Annotated in this window: 13 protein-coding genes; 6 read left to right on the plus strand and 7 right to left on the minus strand. The window is 65.4% G+C overall.

The annotated features are described in order from the left end of the window. The first annotated feature begins 74 nt into the window (after window positions 1-74). Together DFR67_RS26065 and DFR67_RS26070 are read left to right on the plus strand one after the other, a co-directional pair. Window positions 75-1,268 (plus strand): NAD(P)-dependent malic enzyme, encoded by a 1,194-nt coding sequence (locus tag DFR67_RS26065; protein ID WP_110472386.1) that lies wholly within the window; start codon window positions 75-77, stop codon window positions 1,266-1,268. 134 nt (window positions 1,269-1,402) lie between these two features. Further along, window positions 1,403-2,170: a glycine betaine ABC transporter substrate-binding protein gene (locus DFR67_RS26070; protein ID WP_158540046.1), complete on the plus strand. Its 768-nt coding sequence runs from the start codon at window positions 1,403-1,405 to the stop codon at window positions 2,168-2,170. On the opposite strand, the gene DFR67_RS26075 is transcribed toward DFR67_RS26070, so the two are convergent. The 3 genes from DFR67_RS26075 to DFR67_RS26085 are packed head-to-tail and all read right to left on the minus strand — an operon-like array spanning window position 2,150 to window position 5,456. Continuing rightward, entirely contained in the window at window positions 2,150-3,085 is a 936-nt protein-coding gene (locus DFR67_RS26075; RefSeq protein ID WP_110472388.1) for an alpha/beta hydrolase, read from the minus strand. The two genes, DFR67_RS26070 and DFR67_RS26075, sit on opposite strands and share 21 nt — an antisense overlap. Further along, on the minus strand, window positions 3,082-3,942 hold the full coding sequence (locus DFR67_RS26080) for an SDR family NAD(P)-dependent oxidoreductase (protein ID WP_110472389.1): 861 nt from the start codon (window positions 3,940-3,942) through the stop codon (window positions 3,082-3,084). Before DFR67_RS26080 ends, DFR67_RS26075 begins: the two co-directional genes overlap by 4 nt. Continuing rightward, a complete protein-coding gene (locus tag DFR67_RS26085) occupies window positions 3,939-5,456 on the minus strand; it encodes a flavin-containing monooxygenase (protein ID WP_110472390.1) in 1,518 nt (505 codons plus the stop codon). The genes DFR67_RS26080 and DFR67_RS26085 overlap by 4 nt, the downstream gene beginning before the upstream one ends. A 93-nt stretch (window positions 5,457-5,549) precedes the next feature. Between DFR67_RS26085 and DFR67_RS26090 the strand changes: the two genes are divergently transcribed. Continuing rightward, on the plus strand, window positions 5,550-6,158 hold the full coding sequence (locus tag DFR67_RS26090; protein WP_245938170.1) for a TetR/AcrR family transcriptional regulator: 609 nt from the start codon (window positions 5,550-5,552) through the stop codon (window positions 6,156-6,158). Between the two features lie 59 nt (window positions 6,159-6,217). Here DFR67_RS26090 and DFR67_RS26095 read toward each other — a convergent pair whose 3' ends face one another. The 4 genes from DFR67_RS26095 to DFR67_RS26110 all read right to left on the minus strand — a co-directional run bounded on the left by DFR67_RS26095 (window position 6,218) and on the right by DFR67_RS26110 (window position 15,923). Continuing rightward, a complete protein-coding gene (locus DFR67_RS26095) occupies window positions 6,218-10,111 on the minus strand; it encodes a multifunctional oxoglutarate decarboxylase/oxoglutarate dehydrogenase thiamine pyrophosphate-binding subunit/dihydrolipoyllysine-residue succinyltransferase subunit (protein WP_110472392.1) in 3,894 nt (1,297 codons plus the stop codon). A gap of 133 nt (window positions 10,112-10,244) precedes the next feature. Next, window positions 10,245-14,087 carry an ABC transporter ATP-binding protein gene (locus DFR67_RS26100; protein WP_110472393.1) on the minus strand — a complete coding sequence of 1,281 codons (3,843 nt, stop codon included), beginning with the start codon at window positions 14,085-14,087 and terminating at the stop codon, window positions 10,245-10,247. Continuing rightward, complete coding sequence (locus DFR67_RS26105; RefSeq protein WP_245938171.1) at window positions 14,084-14,863, minus strand: hypothetical protein; 780 nt, start codon at window positions 14,861-14,863, stop codon at window positions 14,084-14,086. Before DFR67_RS26105 ends, DFR67_RS26100 begins: the two co-directional genes overlap by 4 nt. Window positions 14,864-14,870: 7 nt before the next feature. After that, entirely contained in the window at window positions 14,871-15,923 is a 1,053-nt protein-coding gene (locus DFR67_RS26110; RefSeq protein WP_110472394.1) for a glutathione S-transferase family protein, read from the minus strand. Window positions 15,924-16,041: 118 nt separating this feature from the next. Between DFR67_RS26110 and DFR67_RS26115 the strand changes: the two genes are divergently transcribed. The 3 genes from DFR67_RS26115 to DFR67_RS26125 are packed head-to-tail and all read left to right on the plus strand — an operon-like array spanning window position 16,042 to window position 18,958. After that, entirely contained in the window at window positions 16,042-16,719 is a 678-nt protein-coding gene (locus tag DFR67_RS26115; RefSeq protein WP_245938172.1) for a PadR family transcriptional regulator, read from the plus strand. A gap of 3 nt (window positions 16,720-16,722) precedes the next feature. Then, window positions 16,723-18,255, plus strand: a complete 1,533-nt coding sequence (locus tag DFR67_RS26120; protein WP_110472395.1) for an MFS transporter — start codon at window positions 16,723-16,725, stop codon at window positions 18,253-18,255. Window positions 18,256-18,313: 58 nt separating this feature from the next. Continuing rightward, window positions 18,314-18,958, plus strand: coding sequence for a TetR/AcrR family transcriptional regulator (locus DFR67_RS26125; RefSeq protein ID WP_110472396.1), 645 nt, complete (start codon window positions 18,314-18,316; stop codon window positions 18,956-18,958). Window positions 18,959-18,966 lie beyond the last annotated feature (8 nt).

Here is an 18,966-nt window from a genome sequence, read left to right on the forward strand (position 1 = left end):
CCCCGGGTCGCGGTTTCCTCACGATCGGCAGGTAATGGCCTGAGAGCTTTTCGGGTTGAAGTAGCGTAATCGCCGTGACCGACGTGAGCGGCGTTCAAACGCCCGTACCCGAAGCAGATGCATCGACGATCACCCGTGAGGAGATCTTCGCCGGACATGAGGGTGGGAAGCTGTCGGTGGGTATCACCGCCCCACTCGACACCAAACGCGCTCTCTCGATCGCGTACACCCCGGGTGTCGCAGAGGTATCGCGGGCAATCGCCGAACAACCCGAGTTGGCGCGCCGCTACACCTGGACGAGCCGCCTCGTCGTGGTCGTCAGCGATGGCAGCGCGGTGCTCGGACTCGGTGACATCGGGCCGAGTGCCTCGCTCCCGGTGATGGAGGGTAAGTCGGCGCTGTTCAAGAACTTCGCCGGGCTCGATTCCATCCCGTTGGTGCTCAGCACCAACGATCCCGACGAGATCGTCGAAACCCTTGTACGACTGCGACATTCCTTCGGTGCGGTAAACCTCGAGGACATCTCGGCGCCGCGGTGTTTCGAGATCGAGAAGCGGGTCATCGAGGCACTCGATTGCCCGGTGATGCACGACGATCAGCATGGCACCGCGATCGTGGTGCTGGCGGCGCTCAAGGCGGCGACCAAGCTCCAGCAGCGTCAGCGCAGCTCCCTCAAGGTCGTGATCTCCGGGTGCGGCGCTGCCGGCGTGGCCTGCGCGAACATCCTGCTGGCCGATGGCATCACCGATGTCACCGTCATCGACAGCAAGGGCATCGTCCATTCCGGGCGAGAGAACCTCAACAGTGTGAAGGTGGATGTGGCGGGTCGTACCAATCCCGACGGCCGCACGGGAACGCTGTCCGACGCGCTCGTGGGAGCCGACGTGTTCGTCGGCGTCAGCGCGGGCAAGGTCCCGGAAGAGGCGTTGGCGACGATGAACTCCGACTCCATCATCTTTGCGCTGTCCAATCCGGATCCCGAAGTGCACCCCGATGTCGCCGCGAAATACGCGGCGATCGTCGCAACGGGCCGCAGCGACTTCCCGAACCAGATCAACAACGTCCTGGCATTCCCCGGGGTGTTCCGGGGGGCGCTGGACGCAGGAGCCCGTCGGATCACCGAAGAGATGAAGCTCGCGGCCGCAGACGCAATCGTCGAGGTCCTCGGGGACGATCTGGCCGCCGACATGATCGTGCCCAGCCCGCTGGACCCCCGAGTCGCGCCGGCAGTCGCCGCCGCGGTGGCACGGGTGGCCGGCCAGGGGTGATCGCGGTACCGAACAAACCGATATCCGTTTCGGGGCGGGCGTCCAGAAGCGGGCGCAGTGTTCTTGCGGCGCTCGCTGTGGGCTGCCTGCTGCTCGTGGGGTGTGGTGATCCGGGCCCGACGCCCCAGGCGTTGGTGACCGGTTCCACCGCCGACACACCGAGCCGGGTGGCTGCCGCCATCTACGCCGGCGCGCTCCGCGGGGCGGGAGCTGACGTGTCGGACGAACACCCGGTGGGTACCGATGCGGAGCTGCTCGGCAAACTCGACGACCGCTCACTCGACCTGATGCCCGCGTGGTCTGGTGAACTACTCGGGCAACTCGACCCGGGTGCGACCGCGCGATCGGCCGATGATGTCTATGGCCAGCTCAATCAGGCTTTGCCGCAGGGTGTCTCGGCCGGCGATGTGACCAGCGTGGCCGACAAGGAGCTGGTGTTCGTCGCGCAGTCGCTCGCGACCTCGGTCGGTGTCGACGAGCTCGCCGAGTGCGCACGGTTGCCCGTAGGTCTGCCACTGGTGACCATCGACGAACCAGACCCCGACATCGCGGCTGCGTTGAGTGCGGCCGGCTGCGAGTTCGGGCCGCTGCAGAAGCTCGATATCCAGACGGCGGTCGCCGAGGTCGCGGCCGGTAGGGCCGTAGGCCTCTTCGCCCCTCTCGGGGTGGTTGCGGACGATTCGGGATTGCAGGGTCTGGCCGATACCGGCGACGTACTGCGCGCCGAGGACCTGGTGCCGGTATTCCGGACCGCGGCCCTGAGCCGGGGTCTGTTCCAGGCGATGAACAAGGTAGCCGGAGAGCTGACCACCGCCGACCTTTCCACGATGTCTCGTGAGGTCGACGGTGGTGCAGACATCTCTACGGTCGCACAGCGTTGGCTAGGTGAGCACAGCCTCTGAGGTGCGGAGGTGAGCGCTCAGGAAGTCACCCAGTTCCTCGACGGCGGCGTTCGCAGCGGGCATGAGTGGCGCGGCCACATGCCCCACGTGCCACAGTCGACCGAGATCGCTCAGCGTCGTCTCGACACCGGCGGCCCGCAGCTTACCCGCGAACTCGGTGACCTGGTCGAAGAGCATTTCCGGCTGTCCGATCTGCACCAGCGTCGGCGGTAGTCCGGCGAGGTTTCCCCGACCCGGGGCGTACCGCGGATCGTCGGGATCGCCGTCACCGAGGTACATGTCGGCAGCCTGACTGGACCACGCGCCGTTGACGACGATGTCCGTCGCCCCGTTCCCGGTGTCATCCTTCGACTGTCTGACAGCCGGGTCGACCCAGGGGGAGATCAGCCCCAACGCAGCCGGCGTGATCTGGTGCTCATCGATCAGGATCCTGGCGGTGGCGATGGACAGCCCTCCGCCGGCAGAATCACCCGCGATGGCGATCGATTCCGGCGCGTAGCCGCGGCTCATCAGATCTCGGAAGGCGGCGACGGCATCGTTCACCGCTGCGGGACACGGGTTCTCCGGTGCCAACCGGTAGTCGAGAACGTAGACCTCAGCTTCGGCGGCCCGGGCGAGGCTGGTGGTGAGCCCGCGATGGGACTTCGCCGAACCAACCGTGTACCCACCACCGTGCAGATACAGGATCGCGCGGCCGTGGTGAGTCGGGCCCACCGTGATCCGTTCCGTCGCCCTGCCCGCCAGCGTGATCTGACGGATCACCTGGTCAGGGATCGGCGGAATGGCGAACGCGCTCGCGTCGAGTAGCTTTCGCTGGATCGAGGGGGACAACCGGGCATTGAGCGACAACCGGAACACCGGCTTGAACAGCACCTCGCTCACCGGGATCGACAGTGCCAGGCGGGGTGCCTTCACAGGAGCTCGGACGGATGCTGGATGACGGTCTCCGGCTTCGGGGCCAGACGCCCGGCGAATTTGGCGATGACCACCTCGTACATCGATCCGCCTGCGCGAACCAGCAGATCGATGACTTTTGCATCGGCACCGACCAGCACACGGGGGCGATTCTTCTCGATGGCGGAGATGATGATCTCCGCGGCGCGCGCCGACGTCGTACGCGCCAGCTTCTTGTCGAAGAGTTCTGCGGTGGTTCGCTGATCGTGGCCGTCGGAGACGGTCGCGTTGCGGGCGATCGCGGTCTTGATGCCCCCGGGGTGCACACAGGTCACCTGAACGGGGTGCCCGGCGATCTTCATTTCCTGGTACAGCGACTCGGTGAAGCCACGTACGGCGAACTTTGCTGCGTTGTAAGCGCTCTGGCCGGGCATGGCCAGGATCCCGAACAGCGACGAGGTGTTCACGACATGGCCGTCGCCGGAGGCGATGAGGTAGGGCAGGAAGGCTTTGGTGCCGTTGACCACGCCCCAGTAGTCGATGTCCATCACGCGCTCGTATTGCTTGAACTCCGTGATCTCGACCTCGCCGTGGTGGGCGATGCCTGCGTTGTTGATCACCAGGTTGACCTTGCCGAAGTGCTCGGCGACGGTGTCCGCGTATTCGAGCACGGCCTCGCGTTCGGCGACATTGAGCAGCTGGGAATGAACCTGCGCTCCCTTGGATTTGAGGAGTCGCTCCGTTTCTTCCAGGCCTGCGGGATTCACATCGCTGATCGCGACGAGAGCGCCCTTACCCGCGAGTTGGAGCGCGAGGTCGCGTCCCATGCCGGATCCGGCGCCGGTCACCACTGCAACCTTGCCCTTGAAGTTTTTCATGAGGTCACCGATTCTTTCGCTGCGGGGATCGTGCCGGAATTGGAGTTCAGAGACCGCGCGCTGGATGTGTCATAGGCGGCAAGATCGAACTTACGGGTGATGCGTCGGTAGTTGAAGGTGAATCCGGGCCACAGGGTGGTGATGTTGCCGAAGGCGTCCTTGTACCAGCTGGCGCAGCCGCCGGTCTCCCAAACGCTGGACTTCAGGTTCTCCTGGATTCCGACGTTGTACTCGCGCTGCACGTCGGGGCGGACCTCGACGCGGGCGATGTCGTACTGGCGCTGCAGCTTGAAGTAATCGACGAGGTAGTTCAGCTGGGACTCGATCATGTACACCATCGAGGTGTGGCCCAGGCCGGTCGACGGGCCGACCATCAGGAACATGTTGGGGAACCCGTTGACAGTGGTGCCCTTGTAGGCCTGCATACCGGTGCTCTCCCAGACCTGGGCGAGGCTACGGCCGTCCTTGCCGATGATGTGCTCGAACACGGGGGAGTCGGTGACGTGGAAACCGGTCGCCACCACGATCGCATCGACTTCGCGGGCCACGCCGTCTGCGGTGACGATCCCGGTCGCCGTGACCTCCTTGATGGGGTCGGTCACCAGCTCCACATTGTCCTGGTCGAGCGCGGGGTAATACGTGTTCGACAGCAGGATCCGCTTGCAACCGACCTTCCAGTTCGGCGTCACCGCGGCACGAAGTTTCTTGTCCGATATACCTTTTGCGATGTTCTGCTTGCCTGCGATCTTTCCTGCGGCGAGCATGTTGGGCGCATGGGTCAGCCCGAAAGAGACGAGTTCATGTGCGGCGTAGATGGTCGCGCGGGTCGCTCGCTGGTATCCGGGGATGTTCTTGAACGCCCAGTTCTCGGCGGAAGAGTACGGGCGGTCGGCCCGCGGCAGGATCCACGGCGCGGTGCGCTGGTACACGTCGAGGCGGCCCACCTTCTTCGCGAGCTCGGGGATGATCTGCACGGCGGAGGCGCCGGTGCCGATCACTGCAACCCGCTTGCCTTTCAGGTCGTAGTCGGAGTTCCAGCGGGCGGAGTGGAAGATCTCGCCGGTGAATCCTTCGATGCCCTTGACGTCGGGCAGCTTCGGTTCACAGAGAGGTCCGACGCCGGCGATCATGAAGTCTGCGCGGAACTGACCGTTGGAGGTGTCGATGACCCACTGCCCGGATTTCTCGTCCCAGGCGGTGTTGGTGACCTCGGTGTTCCACTTCGTCTTCGAACCCAGGTCGTACTTGTCGGCGACATGGTTGATGTAGCGATGGATCTCGGGTTGCTGTGAGAACGAGCGGCTCCAGGACGGGTTCAATGCGAACGAATAGGAGTACAGGTGCGAGGGGACGTCGCAGGCGGCGCCGGGGTAGGTGTTGTCGCGCCAGGTCCCGCCGAAGTCGCTGCCGCGATCGAGGATCACGAAGTCGTCGAAGCCGTTTTGCTGCAGCTTGATGGCTGCGCCCAGTCCGGAGAAGCCCGCGCCGATGATGGCGATCTTTACAACGTTCATGGGTAAGAACATACCGCTTATTGACGTGCTGTCAATAGCGAATCGCGAGTGCTGCACTCGCTTATTGACAACGAGTCAGTATGATCGGACCCTGTGACCACCGCGCGACGTACCAGGATGAGCCCCCAGGCCAGGCGAGATCAGCTGATCAGCCATGGTCTGCGAATGCTCGAGGATCGTGCACTCGATGAGGTGTCCGTGGAAGAGGTCGCCGAGGCGGCGGGGGTCTCACGCGCGTTGTTGTTCCACTACTTCGAGTCGAAACAGGACTTCTTGGTGGCATTGACGACAGAGCAGAGCCGGCGGATGCTCGAACGCACCGAACCCGACCTCACGCTCGGAGACCCGATTGCCATCGCCAGGGGATCGCTCGCGGCGTACATCGACTATGTGTCGGCCAACCGTTCGGCTTATCTGGCAATCCTGCAAGGGGCCGGAGCGTCGGACCCGGCGATGCGCAAGGTCGCCGACGACACGCGCACGGTCATGGCCGAACGGGTGCTCGGGCTCGCCGCTCTGCTCGACTTGCACCGGACACCGATCATCGAGCTCGCAGTCCACGGCTGGGTGACGTTCAGCGAACAGGTCACCGTGCGCTGGCTACAGGACGAGGGGGGTGTCGGTCGCGACGAGATCGTCGAACTGATCGCCCGATCGCTGCCGGTGCTCGCAACGCTGGCAGCAGACCCCACCCTCCGATAGTGGTGGGTTTCGGCGAGCGTGACCTGCGGAAACGCTCGCCGAAACCCACCAAGATCGGATCAGGCGAAGGCGGTGTCGATGATCTCCTGCTGCTCGACGGCGTGCACCTTCGAGGAGCCGGACGACGGCGCGGACATCGCACGACGCGACACCCGGCGCAGACCCTGGAAGAACTCCGGCAACATCTCCGGGAGGTTCAGGCCGAAGAACGGCCATGCTCCCTGGTTCGCGGGTTCTTCCTGAACCCACAGGATCTCTTCCATGTTCGTGTACTGCTCGAGCGCATTCCGCAGACGCTTGTGAGGCACCGGGTAGAGCTGCTCGACACGGACGATCGCGACGTCGTCGCGCTTGTCCTTCTCCTTGCGCGCGGCCAGCTCGTAGTACAACTTGCCCGAGACGAGCAGCACGCGACGCACCTTCTCGCGGTCGCCACCGGAATCGAAGGCGGGGTCGTCGATGACCGACTTGAACTTGCCCTCGGTGAACTCCGACACCGGGGACACCGCCGCCTTGTTGCGCAGCATGGACTTCGGTGTGAAGACCACGAGCGGCCGGCTGATCCCGTCGAGGACGTGCCGGCGCAGCAGGTGGAAATAGCTGGCGGGCGTCGACGGCAGCGCGACGGTCATCGAACCCTCGGCGCACAGCAGCAGGAAGCGCTCGATGCGTCCTGAGGTGTGATCGGGACCCTGACCTTCGTGACCGTGGGGGAGCAGGAGCACCACGTCGGACGTCTGACCCCACTTGGCCTCACCGGACGAGATGAACTCGTCGATGATCGACTGCGCGCCGTTGACGAAGTCGCCGAACTGGGCTTCCCACAACACGAGGGCGTCGGGGTCACCGACGGAGTAGCCGTATTCGAATCCGACGACGGCGTACTCGCTCAGCGCCGAGTCGTACGCCAGGAACCGGCCCGGATTGTCCGGGTTGGTCTCCGCGACGGTCCGCAGTGGGGTGTACTCGTCTCCGTTCTCACGGTCGATGAGCACCGAATGGCGCTGGGTGAACGTGCCGCGACGCGAGTCCTGGCCGGACAACCGCACCGTGCGTCCCTCTTCGACAAGTGAACCGAAAGCAAGGAGCTCGCCGAATGCCCAGTCCACGTTGCCGTTTCGGGACATCTCGTAGCGCTTCTTGAGCACCGGCTTGACCCGCTGGTGCACGGTGAAGCCATCGGGGACGTTCACGAACGCGTCGCCGATCCGCTCCATCGTCTCCTTGGAGATCTTGGTCTCCAGCTTGACCGGGAGTACCTGATCGGACTCGACGGACGGGCTCGGGGCAGCCTGGTACTTTTCGAGTTCGCGTACTTCGTTGAAGACCCGTTCGAGCTGGCCCTGGTAGTCGCGCAGGGCGTCCTCGGCCTCTTTGGTCGAGATGTCACCACGGCCGATGAGGGCTTCGGTGTAGCTCTTGCGGACGCTGCGCTTGGTGTCGATCACGTCGTACATCGCCGGCTGCGTCATCGAGGGGTCGTCACCCTCGTTGTGCCCGCGGCGCCGGTAGCAGACGAGGTCGATGACGACGTCCTTGTTGAACTTCTGCCGGTAGTCGACCGCCAACTTCGCGGCCCAGACGCAGGCCTCGGGGTCGTCGCCGTTGACGTGGAAGATCGGCGCACCGATCATCTTCGCGACATCGGTGCAGTACTCGGACGACCGTGATGCCTCGGGGGCGGTGGTGAACCCGACCTGGTTGTTGACCACGATGTGGACCGTGCCGCCGGTTCGGTAACCGCGCAGCATGGCCAGGTTGAGGGTTTCGGCAACCACGCCCTGGCCTGCGAAGGCGGCGTCGCCGTGCAGCATCAACGGCAGCACCGTGAAGGCGCCGTCGCCGAGGTCACGCAAGTCCTGCTTGGCGCGCACCAGTCCTTCGAGGACGGGATCGACCGCTTCGAGGTGCGACGGGTTCGCTGTGAGCGAGACGTTGATCTCGTTGTCACCGAACATCTGGTAGTACTTGCCCTCGGCACCGAGGTGGTACTTCACGTCGCCGGAGCCGTGCGCCTGCGACGGGTTCAGGTTGCCCTCGAACTCGGTGAAGATCTTCGAGTACGGCTTGCCGACGATGTTCGCCAGCACGTTCAGGCGTCCGCGGTGCGGCATGCCGATGACGACCTCGTCGAGTCCGTACTCGGCGCTCTGGTCGATCACGCCGTCCATCATCGGGATGACCGCTTCGGCGCCTTCAAGCGAGAAACGCTTCTGGCCAACGTATTTCGTCTGCAAGAACGTTTCGAACGCTTCGGCTGCGTTGAGCTTTGACAGAATGTACTTCTGCTCGGCCACCGGAGGCTTGACGTGCTTGATCTCGACGCGCTCCTGCAGCCACTGCTGCTGCTCGGGCTCGAGGATGTGGGTGTATTCGACGCCCACGTGCCGGCAGTAGGAGTCGCGCAAGATCGACAGGACGTCGCGCAGCTTCATCTTGTTCTCGCCGTGGAAACCGCCGACGTTGAAACTGCGGTCTAGATCCCACAGCGTCAGGTCGTAGGTGAGTACGTCGAGATCGGGGTGCGCCGAGCGTGCGTCCGAGTCGATCATCAGCGGATCGATGTCCGCCATCAGATGGCCCCGGTTGCGGTAGGCCGCGATCAGTTCCAGGACGCGGGCGTTCTTGTCGACGGCACCTTCGGGAATGTCACGACGCCAGCGGATCGGCTCGTACGGGATGTGCAGGGTGGTGAAGATCTCGTCGAAGAACTCATCCGACAGCAGCAACTGGTGGATGGTGCGCAGGAAGTCGCCCGACTCGGCACCCTGGATGATGCGGTGATCGTAGGTCGATGTGAGCGTCATCAATTTTCCGACGGCGAGCGCAGCGATCTGCTCATCCGAGGCACCCTGGAACTCGGCCGGGTACTCCATGGCGCCGGCACCGACGATCGTGCCCTGGCCCTTCATCAGACGCGGCACCGAGTGCACGGTTCCGATGGTGCCGGGGTTGGTGAGCGAGATGGTCACGCCCGCGAAATCGTCGCCGGTGAGCTTGCCCTCACGGGCCCTGCGGACGATGTCCTCATAGGCGGCGTGGAACTGCGCGAAGTTCATGGTCTCGGTGCGCTTGATCGCCGCGACGACGAGGGTGCGCGCCCCATCCTTACCGGGAAGATCGATTGCCAGCCCGAGATTGGTGTGGGCGGGCTGCACCACGTTCGGTTTGCCGTCGACCTCGGCGTAGTGCCGGTTCATGCCGGGGAACGACTTGATCCCCTGGACGATCGCGAACCCGAGGATGTGCGTGAACGAGATCTTGCCACCGCGAGTGCGGGCCAGGTGGTTGTTGATCACCACGCGGTTGTCGATCATCAACTTCGCGGGAACCGCACGGACACTCGTGGCAGTCGGGATCTGCAGCGACGCCGCCATGTTCTTGGCGATTGCGGCGGCAGGTCCACGCAACACCTTGTTCGTGGCCTCGTCGGTGGTTTCGGCAGGGGCTGCCTTGGCAGGGGCCGACTTCTTCGCGTCTTTACGGGGCGCGTCCGTCGTCGGGCGGGCGGCCTTCTTCTGGGTCGCGGGCTCGGACTTGCCGGGCGCGGCTTTGGTGGGCGCAGCCTTGGCGGCGTCGTTCTTCGGACTCTGCTTCTCGGGCGCAGGAGTGCTCTGGGCTGTCGTCTGCGCCGAGGCGTCCCGACTGGTGTCGGACTGCCCCGCGGCCGCCTTGCTCGCCGGGGTGGGGTCTACCGCTGGTTTCGGCAGCGAGGCAGCCTTGCCCGCCGTGCCGTTGCCAGACGTGTTCTTGCTCTGTGCCCCAGAACCTTCGTCTGCGGATCGCTCACCGGCAGACGCCTCGCCGCCGGAGCCGTTGCTCTCGGAGGCGTAATTCTTGAGGAAGTCATGCCAACTCGGATCCACCGAGCTCGGATCTTTTTGGAAGCGCTGGTACATTTCCTCAACCAGCCACTCGTTCTGCCCGAAGTCTGAAATCGAACTGCTGCTCACGGCAGTATCTCGCCTCAATTCCTTTACTGGTCTGGCTGCCAAGCCGACCTGACGCTTTTGCGAAGTCTCCGGGTGTCAAGGTTAGTCCCCATGCGTCGGCGGGGCTATGCCGGTCGGTCACCACCACGAGTCGTCATTGACTCGGGACCTCATCCGGAGTGATACCAGCCTTCCAGAGCGCGTGGTACCTGCCAGTCAACGACAAGAGTTCCGAATGAGTTCCGAGCTCGACGATCCGTCCCCCCGCGACCACTGCGATCCGATCTGCCCTGGCCGCGGTCGCCAGGCGGTGCGCGACGATCACGGAACTGCGAGAGCCCGTCAGATGTCTGCCCGCCGCCATGACCCGGCGTTCGGTCGCCTGGTCGAGGGTCGCCGTCGCCTCGTCGAGCAGCAACAGGTCGGGGTTCACCAACTCTGCCCGGGCCAGTGCGATGAGCTGCCGCTGCCCCGATGACAAACCCTGGCCCCGTTCTCCGATGGGATGTGCCATTGCACCGGGGAGTTCGGCGATCATCGACAGAGCACCCACCGCGCGCGCCGCGGCGACGATCTCGTCGTGGCTCGCCCGCGGCCTGCCGAAGGCGATGTTCTCGGCGACCGTGCCCGTGAACAAGTGCGGCTCCTGCGGCACGACGCCGAGCCTGGACCGGTAGTGACCGAGCCGGAAGTCCCTGATGTCCGTGCCGTCCATTCGGACAGATCCGGTGGTCGGGTCGTAGAAGCGGGCCAGGAGTTTGACGATCGTGGACTTGCCCGCGCCGGTTTCTCCGACGAGCGCGAGGGAGGTGCCTGCGGGTAAATCGAGATCGACATCCGAGAGGGCGTCGCGCACCGCGCCGGGATACCGGAATCCGACGCCGTCGAGGCGCGCGTGTCCGGCGAATCCGTGCTCGTCTGCTCGGGCTGCGCGCACGGATCCGGCTACGCCGTCGGGAGGCACGGATCCGGCTACGCCGGCGGGGGGCACGGTCCCGTCCGCGCCGTCCGGGCAGCGCACACTGCTCCGGGTGGACAGCAGGTCGGAGATCCGCCGCAGACCCACCAGTGCCTGCTGGTATCCGTCGAAGACCTGTGACAGTTGCTGAACGGGCCCGAACAGCATCCCGAGGTACAGCACGAAGGCCACCAGGGTGCCCGGACTGGTCTCGCCCGCGGCCACCTGGTGTGCGCCGTAGGCGATCACGCCCGCCGTGGCCAGGTCGGACATGAGTGTGATGAACGGGAAGAAGATGGAGATGGCCTGCTGCGAAACCATGCGGGCGCGTACGTAGGCAGCTGCTCGTGCGGTGAACTGCGCCATCGCGAAGCCGTCGTGACGGTATGCCTGCGTGGTACGCACGCCGCCCACGTTTTCCTGGAAGTCGGCGTTGACCTCGCTGACGAGTTCGCGGGATCGGGTGTAGGCGCGGGCGGCGATGCGCCGGAAGACGACCGTGGCGATGACAATCGGCGGGAAGACGGCGAGCATGAGCAGCCCGAGCGAGGCGTCGGTGAGGATGAGTGCGACAGCGACGCCGACAAGCGTGAGCGAGCTGACTATCGCGGTCGACAACCCGGTCTGCAGGAACGTCGACAGAGCATCGACGTCGGTCGTCATCCTCGTCATGATGCGGCCCGACAGTTCGCGTTCGTAGTAGTCCAGGCCGAGGCGCTGCAGGTGCGCATAACTGCGGACCCGCAGGGCGTAGAGCACACGTTCCCCTGCCCGCGACGTGACCACGGTCATCACCGCGGCTGCGACGAAACCGATCGCCACCGCGCCCAGCCCGGCGCAGGCCGCGATCCACAGATGGCCGGACTGTTCACTCGTCGCACCGTCGATGCCGTAGCGCGCGATGGTGGGGAAGGCGAGGGAGACCAGGGTGTCGATCGTGATGCAGACGACCACGAGTGCGAGGAGCCAGCGCACCGGACGCAGGAGTTGGCGCAGCGAGAAATCGGGCCGGTCGGCTCGTATCTCGGTGTCGTCGGCGGCGGGGTCCTCGGTCGCGGGTGGGAGGGCGGCGACGGAGTCGAGCAGTTCGGGAGTCGGTGCCATCGCCCCGAGGGCGCCGGACATGCCCCCTCCGCCGCGGACCCCGAGAGTTGCCGGTGCCGCCTGTCTGCGTCGTCGTTCGACGGGGGCGGGCGCGTCGGAGGGCCACAGCGCCTCGATGTCGACGGGCAGGTCCGAGAACTCGTCCTCGAGTTCATCGAACTCGTCGACGTCGGTGCTCATCAGCGAACGGAACAGCGGGCAGCGTGCCGTGAGCTCCGCCTCGGTCCCGACGTCGATGATGCGGCCCGCGTCGAGGACAGCCACCCGGTCGGCGAGGGTGAGGGTCGATCGTCGGTGCGCCAGGATCAGCATCGTGCGGGTCGAGGTGCGCAGGTGCGTGAAGATGGCCGCCTCGGTCTGCGCGTCCACCGCGGACGTCGCATCGTCGAGGATCAAGATCCGCGGATCGGCGTACAGGGCCCTGGCCAGAGCGATGCGCTGGCGTTGACCACCGGACAGGGTGAGGCCTCGTTCACCGACGACCGACCGGTACCCATCCGCCAGGCCGTTGACGAAGCCGTCGGCGCGTGCCTTACGGGCTGCCGACTCGATACCTGGAGGTAGCGGGCCGTCTTTGTCGAACTTGCCGACGTGGGCGTTGGGCGCGATGTTGGCTGCGACCGTGTCCGAGTACAAGAATGGTTCGTCGAACACGACGCCGACGGCCGACCGCAGCTCCTCTGATGCCAGGTCGCCGACGTCGAATTCCCGACTCGACCCGCGCAACCGGACGCTTCCGGATTCGGGTCGGTAGAAGCGGTCGGCGAGCAGCGCCAGGGTGGACTTCCCCGACCCCGGTCGTCCGACCACCGCTACCACCTCACCGGGCGCGATGTCGAGATCGATCCCCGAGAGCACCGGGGCTGCGGCGCCGGGGTAGGTGAAGCCGACGTCGCGAAGGGTGAGGCCGAGAGGGCCGTCGGGGAGGCGGCCTGTCGCGGCGAGGCCGGGATCGGGTGGCTCGTCGATCACCTGGTAGACCCGCTCGACCGCGGCCCGGGCCAGTTGCGCGGACACCAGCAGGCTGGTCAGCAGACGTGCCAGCCCCGTCATGGTGGTCACATAGGTCGCGAAGGCCAGGAAGGTCCCGACGGTGATGGACCCGTTCATCGTCAGGTAACCGCCCAACGCGATGACGGCGACCATGCCGATCTGGGGGACCGCGGCGAGCGTCGGTGCGAACCGGGCGTTGATCTTCGCCGACCGCATCCGGCGCTCATAGAGTCGCCGGCCGAATCCGACCAGCTCGTCCACCGCGCGTTCTTCCTGACCGAAGCCCTTGACGACCCGGACGCCGGTGACGGTCTCTTCGACGTGCTGTGCCAGGTCGGCCGCCGACTGTTGTGCAGACCACGTCGCGGCGAAGAGCCTCTTGCGGCTCGCGAAAGCGACCACCGCTGCAGTCGGGATCACCAGCAGGGCAACAACCGTCAACACCGGTGAGAGATAGAACATCACGCCGAGGGCGAGGACGACCTGAACTGCTGCGCCGAGCGAGAGCGGGACCATGGCCAGCAAACCCTGTACGAGCTGCAGGTCCGTGATTGACCTCGAGACCACCTGACCGGTGCGGATCTGGTCCTGCGCTGCGCCGCCGAGGCGGAGCACGCTGTTCAACAGCGACAACCGCAGCGAATTCTGGACATTGAGCGACAACCTGCCCGCGGTCAGGCGCCTGCCGTATTGGCAGCCGAAACGGACGACGGCGAGCACCGCCATGGCGCCTGCGATGGCCCCGATCGTGTACCCGTGCGACGCTGCGCCCGTCGCCTCGTCGATCGCTGCCTTGGTCAGCAGCGGCACGGTCAGGTCGATGAGGACGGCGAGGCCGGTGACGCTGAGGGTGATCGCGACGAGGCGGCGGTGCCGCAGACACTCACGGCCCAGTCTCCGAATCCAGCGATCGGTGAGCTGGGCCCCTCCGGGGCGGGTCAACTAGACATCGGCCCGTCATGGCCGGAGACGATCTGGGGGCCGCCGCCCGAGACGATGTGCGGTGGTCCGCCTGCCGCGGGCCACGCCATGGGCGCAGGGCCGAACACCTTGCGAGAGTTGTTCACGATGATCTTGCCCAGAGCGCGGTTGCCGACGCCGCCGATGACGGCCCCGAAACCTGCGGGAAGCAGCTTCCCGAACGCCAGCGGCAGCTTCTGCAATGTGTACTTCTTGAAGTAGGTCTTGACGAGTCGTTTGTTGAGGGTCTTGAGGACCGGGGTGGGGATGACGCCGCCGAAGGCCCGTGCCAGGTTGCCGGACTTCGCGCCCAGGGAATCGCGCACCACCGCGAGGCCGGACTCGCCGAGTGCGACGGTGAGCACGAGCGCTTTGCGGCGTTCCCGATCGGTGATCGGGATTCCGTGTACCTCGGCGACAGCCAGTGAGAGCAGCGCGGAGGCTTCGATGAAGAAGACCGTCTCGGCGCCCAGGGAGGCGAACGAGGCGATGGTCCCGATCCCGGGGAACGCGGCGGCGGCACCGACCGCCCCACCTGATCCGGTGACTGCCAGCAGGAATCGGTGCTCGAGCCGTTCGATGATCTGAGCGGGCGAATCGTAGGGGTGTTCGCGGCGCAGGCGGTTCACGAACTTGGCCACGGCAGGCGCCTGCAGGTGCTGAGCGTGGTCGACGAGGTTGTCGACAACGCCCTCGGTCTTGCGGGCGGCGCCGACGACCTGACCGTCGCCGATGGAGGAGATCTGTTTCTTTGCCACGGGGAGTTCAGGCTCCTTGTCCGGCGGGTACGACTTCGCCGTCACGGGGTGGAGGCGGCGGGGTCCCGTCGCCGAAGGGTCTGCCGCCGAGTTCTTCGCGGTGGTGGGGGCTGCGCCAGTTGGACAGGTCGGGGCCGCGCGGCACGATCGCGGTGGGATTGATGTCGGTGTGAACCATGTAGTAGTGCTGCTTGATCTGGGTGAAGTCGACGGTGTCGCCGAAACCGGGGGTCTGGAACAGGTCGCGGGCGTACGCCCACAACACGGGCATCGCGCTCAATGTGCTGCGGTTGCATTTGAAGTGCCCGTGATAGACCGGATCGAATCGGACCAGTGTCGTGAACAGTCGGACGTCGGCCTCGGTGATGGTGTCGCTAACCAGGTATCGCTGTTCGCGTAAGCGGTCGGACAACTGGTCGAGACGTTCGAACAGCCGGTCGTAGGCGGTGTCGTATGCCCGCTGGTCGCCCGCGAACCCGCAGCGATAGACGCCGTTGTTGACGTCTTTGAAGATGACGTCGATGACGTCATCGATCTCCTCGCGCCGCTGCTCAGGGTATAGATCGGGCGCTCCCTCCCGGTGGTGCTCGACCCATTCGGTCGAGAAATCGAGGGTCATCTGGCGGAACTCGTTGGTTACCACCGCGCCGGTGGGGATGTCGACGATGGCGGGCACGGTGATGCCCCGCGGGTAGTCGGGGTAGCGCTTCAGGTAGGCGTCCTTGAGTCGCGGGATCCCGAGCACCGGGTCGACGCCGTCGGGGTCGAGGTCGAATGTCCAACTGTCGGAATCGTGGGTGGGTCCGCACATTCCCATCGACAGCACTGATTCGAGACCTAGCAGCCTGCGGACGATGATCGCGCGATTGGCCCACGGGCAGGCGCGCGCGACGATCAGCCGGTAACGGTCCGGTTCGACCGGGAAGGTCTCGCCTTCAGGGCCGATGCCGTCGCGGGTGATCCGGTTGTCGATGTAGTTCGTGTCACGGACGAACTCCTCCCCGGTGGTCACATAGCCGCCGGAAGACTCTGTCCCCGAATCTGCGTCCTCGTTGCTCATCGCTCCCAGGGTAGTCGTTCCTCGCGGCTGGGCATCGAGGGTTCGGCGCGGTATATTCCGTGCGGAGTATTTAGTTCGACCGGTGAGGAGTGGGTGGGTGTCACAAGGAGACCGGCGAGTGCGGGTTGAGTTGACCCCATTGGCGGTTCTCGTCCTGGGCTTGGCGGTCGAACGGCCGATGCACCCCTACGAGATGTTCCAGACCCTTGTCGAACGCCGCGAAGACCGATTCGCGAAGCTGCGCCCTGGCTCGCTCTACCACACAGTGAACCGACTGCATGACCAGGATCTGCTGCTCATCAGTGAGGTTCGGCGCGAGGGCAACCGACCCGAGCGGACGGTCTACTCGATCACCGACGAGGGCAAGGCGGCATTGAGTCGCAACATCGCCGACATGCTCGCCGAGCCGGCCGACGAGTACCCGGCCCTGTATCTGGCGCTGGCCGAAGCGCACACTCTCGGCCGTGGTGAGGTGATCGAGCTACTCGGACAGCGATTGCACGCAATGCGCATTCGATTGAAGGCGATCGACGCCGAGGTCTCGCTCGCCGCAGCGCGGGATTTCCCGGAGATGTTCTCGCTCGACGCAGGATGTCGACGGGCCACGCTGGCAGCCCAGATCGAGTGGATCGAGAAATTGCGTGACCGTCTGGGGACGGGGGAACTCATGTGGCTCGACGAGTGGCACCGCCGAGCGGAGCACAGACATCACGGCGAGACGCACGACGACAACAAGCATCACGACGGCAAGGCACCGGCCCCGGGGTCGGACACACCAGCGAAGGACGAGGTCTGATCGATGAGCAGTCCCACCGCGGCTCCCACCGCCCCGATCACCACCAGGCCGTGGCTTGCGCTCGGCGCCCTCTGTATCGGCTTCTTCATGATCTTGGTCGACATGACCATCGTGGCGGTCGCTCAGCCCGCCATCCAACGGGCATTGGACACCGACGTCAACGGCGTGATCTGGGTGTCCAGTGCGTATCTGTTGACGTACGCGGTGCCGATGCTCGTGGCCGGCCGACTCGGTGACCGTTTCGGGCCCAAACGCATCTACCAACTCGGTCTCATCGTCTTCACTGTTGCCAGCGTGCTGTGCGGTTTGGCGCAGTCGATCGAGATGCTGATCCTCGCCCGCGGACTGCAGGGCGTCGGGGCAGCGCTGATCACGCCGCAGACGATGGCGCTCATCACCAGGATGTTCCCGGCTCACAAACGTGGTGCGGCGATGGGCGTGTGGGGGACCGTGGCCGGTGTGGCCACCCTGCTCGGCCCGCTGGCAGGCGGCATCCTGGTCGACGGCCTGGGCTGGGAATGGATCTTCTTCGTCAACGTCCCTGTCGGGATCCTCGGTCTGGCGCTGGCGTGGAAGTTGGTCCCGACCGTCGCGACCAACAAGCGGAGCTTCGATCTGATCGGGGTGGCGCTGAGCGGTATCGGCATGACCGCCTTGGTATTCGGCATCCAGGATGGCGAGAAATACCATTGGGCACCCTGGATTTGGACCCTCATCGTGGTCGGTCTCGCGGTCATGGGTCTGTTCGTGTACTGGCAGCACAAAATCCTGCAGGTGCGGTCGTCCGCCGAACCCTTGGTGCCGTTGAAACTGTTCCTCGACCGCAATTTCTCGCTCGCGAGTCTCGGCATCGCCACGATGGGATTCGCCACGGCCGGGATGATGGTTCCGCTGATGTATTACCTGCAGCTGGTCGGGGGGCTGTCCCCGACGGAGTCGGCCGTGGTGACGGTACCCATGGCTGTCCTGACCGGCGTGCTCGCCCCGATCGTCGGCCGCCAGGTCGACAAGGTCAATCCGCGCAACATCATCGCGACAGCACTGCTGCTCAACGCGATCGCGATCGCTTGGCTCGGCGTGATCGCCACCCCGACCACGCCGATCTGGCAGCTGCTTCTGCCGGTCTCGCTGATGGGTATCGCGAGCTCCGGCATCTGGGCTCCGCTGGGTGCCACCGCCACCCGAAATCTGCCGATGAGCAGCGCAGGCGCCGGGGCCGGCGTGTACAACACGACCCGACTGATCGGCTCCGTCCTCGGTAGTGCCGCTGTCGGAGCTCTGATGCAGACCCGCATCGCCGCCGAGGTGCCTCAGTTCGGTGCCCAGTCGATGGATGCGGTCGTGGGCCAACTGCCCGAGGCGGTGCGGGACGGGTTCTCGTCGGCCATGGGTCAGTCGCTGCTGCTGCCTGCGGCGGCGCTGTTGCTGGGTGTCCTGGCCGCAGCCTTCATGGCGAGGCCGCGGCACATGGTGCCGCAGCCCGAAGGTGAGCCGGTCGTCACGGGGCCTGTCGGGTCTGCTGCCGTACGGGATTGACCAGTGGTGACGCGTTGCGCGGTTGACGACTGTGCCGCTCCGATATGTACTGTGCGCCATGCGCAGTGACGTCCCCGGATCACGACGATTGTCGATGGAGGACCGGCGTGCGCAGTTGATCAACTGCGCACTGGCGCTGGCCGATCGCGGGGGGATGAGCGCGGTCACCGTGCGCGGCGTGGCCGAGGAGGCAAAGGTCTCCCTCGGGGTGGTGCACTACTGCTTCGACGACAAGGAGCAACTCGTCGCGGCGATGATCGAGAAGGTGGTCGCCGAACAACTGGAGGCTCTGCTGGGGTCGGTGCCGACCGGGAACCTGGGCACCGGCCGAGAAGCCTTGCGGGAGTGGATACAAGAAGCTCTCATCGCGGTGTGGCGCCGGGCGTCGGAGTTTCCGAATCGCTGGTTGTTGATGCTCGAATCCATGTTGTTCTCGCTGCGGCAACCGACCGAGTCGGCATCGGCAGGACAAGCGGAGATGCAGAACGAGATCGCCGAAAAGTACGGACACGCCTATCTCCGCGAGATCGGGGACCGCTGCGAGATGCGGTGGGACGTGTCCGAGCGCGTTCTTGTCCGCTCTGCGCTGCAGACTTTGTTCGGCACGGTGCAGTGGTGGCTCGTCGACCGCGACGACGACGCCGCGCTGGCGTCCCTCGCCCAGATCGCCGGCTGGATCGCTGCGAGCGCCACACCGCGCTGACGTACGCG

This window comes from Williamsia limnetica, from assembly GCF_003217475.1.
GTDB lineage: Bacteria > Actinomycetota > Actinomycetes > Mycobacteriales > Mycobacteriaceae > Williamsia > Williamsia limnetica.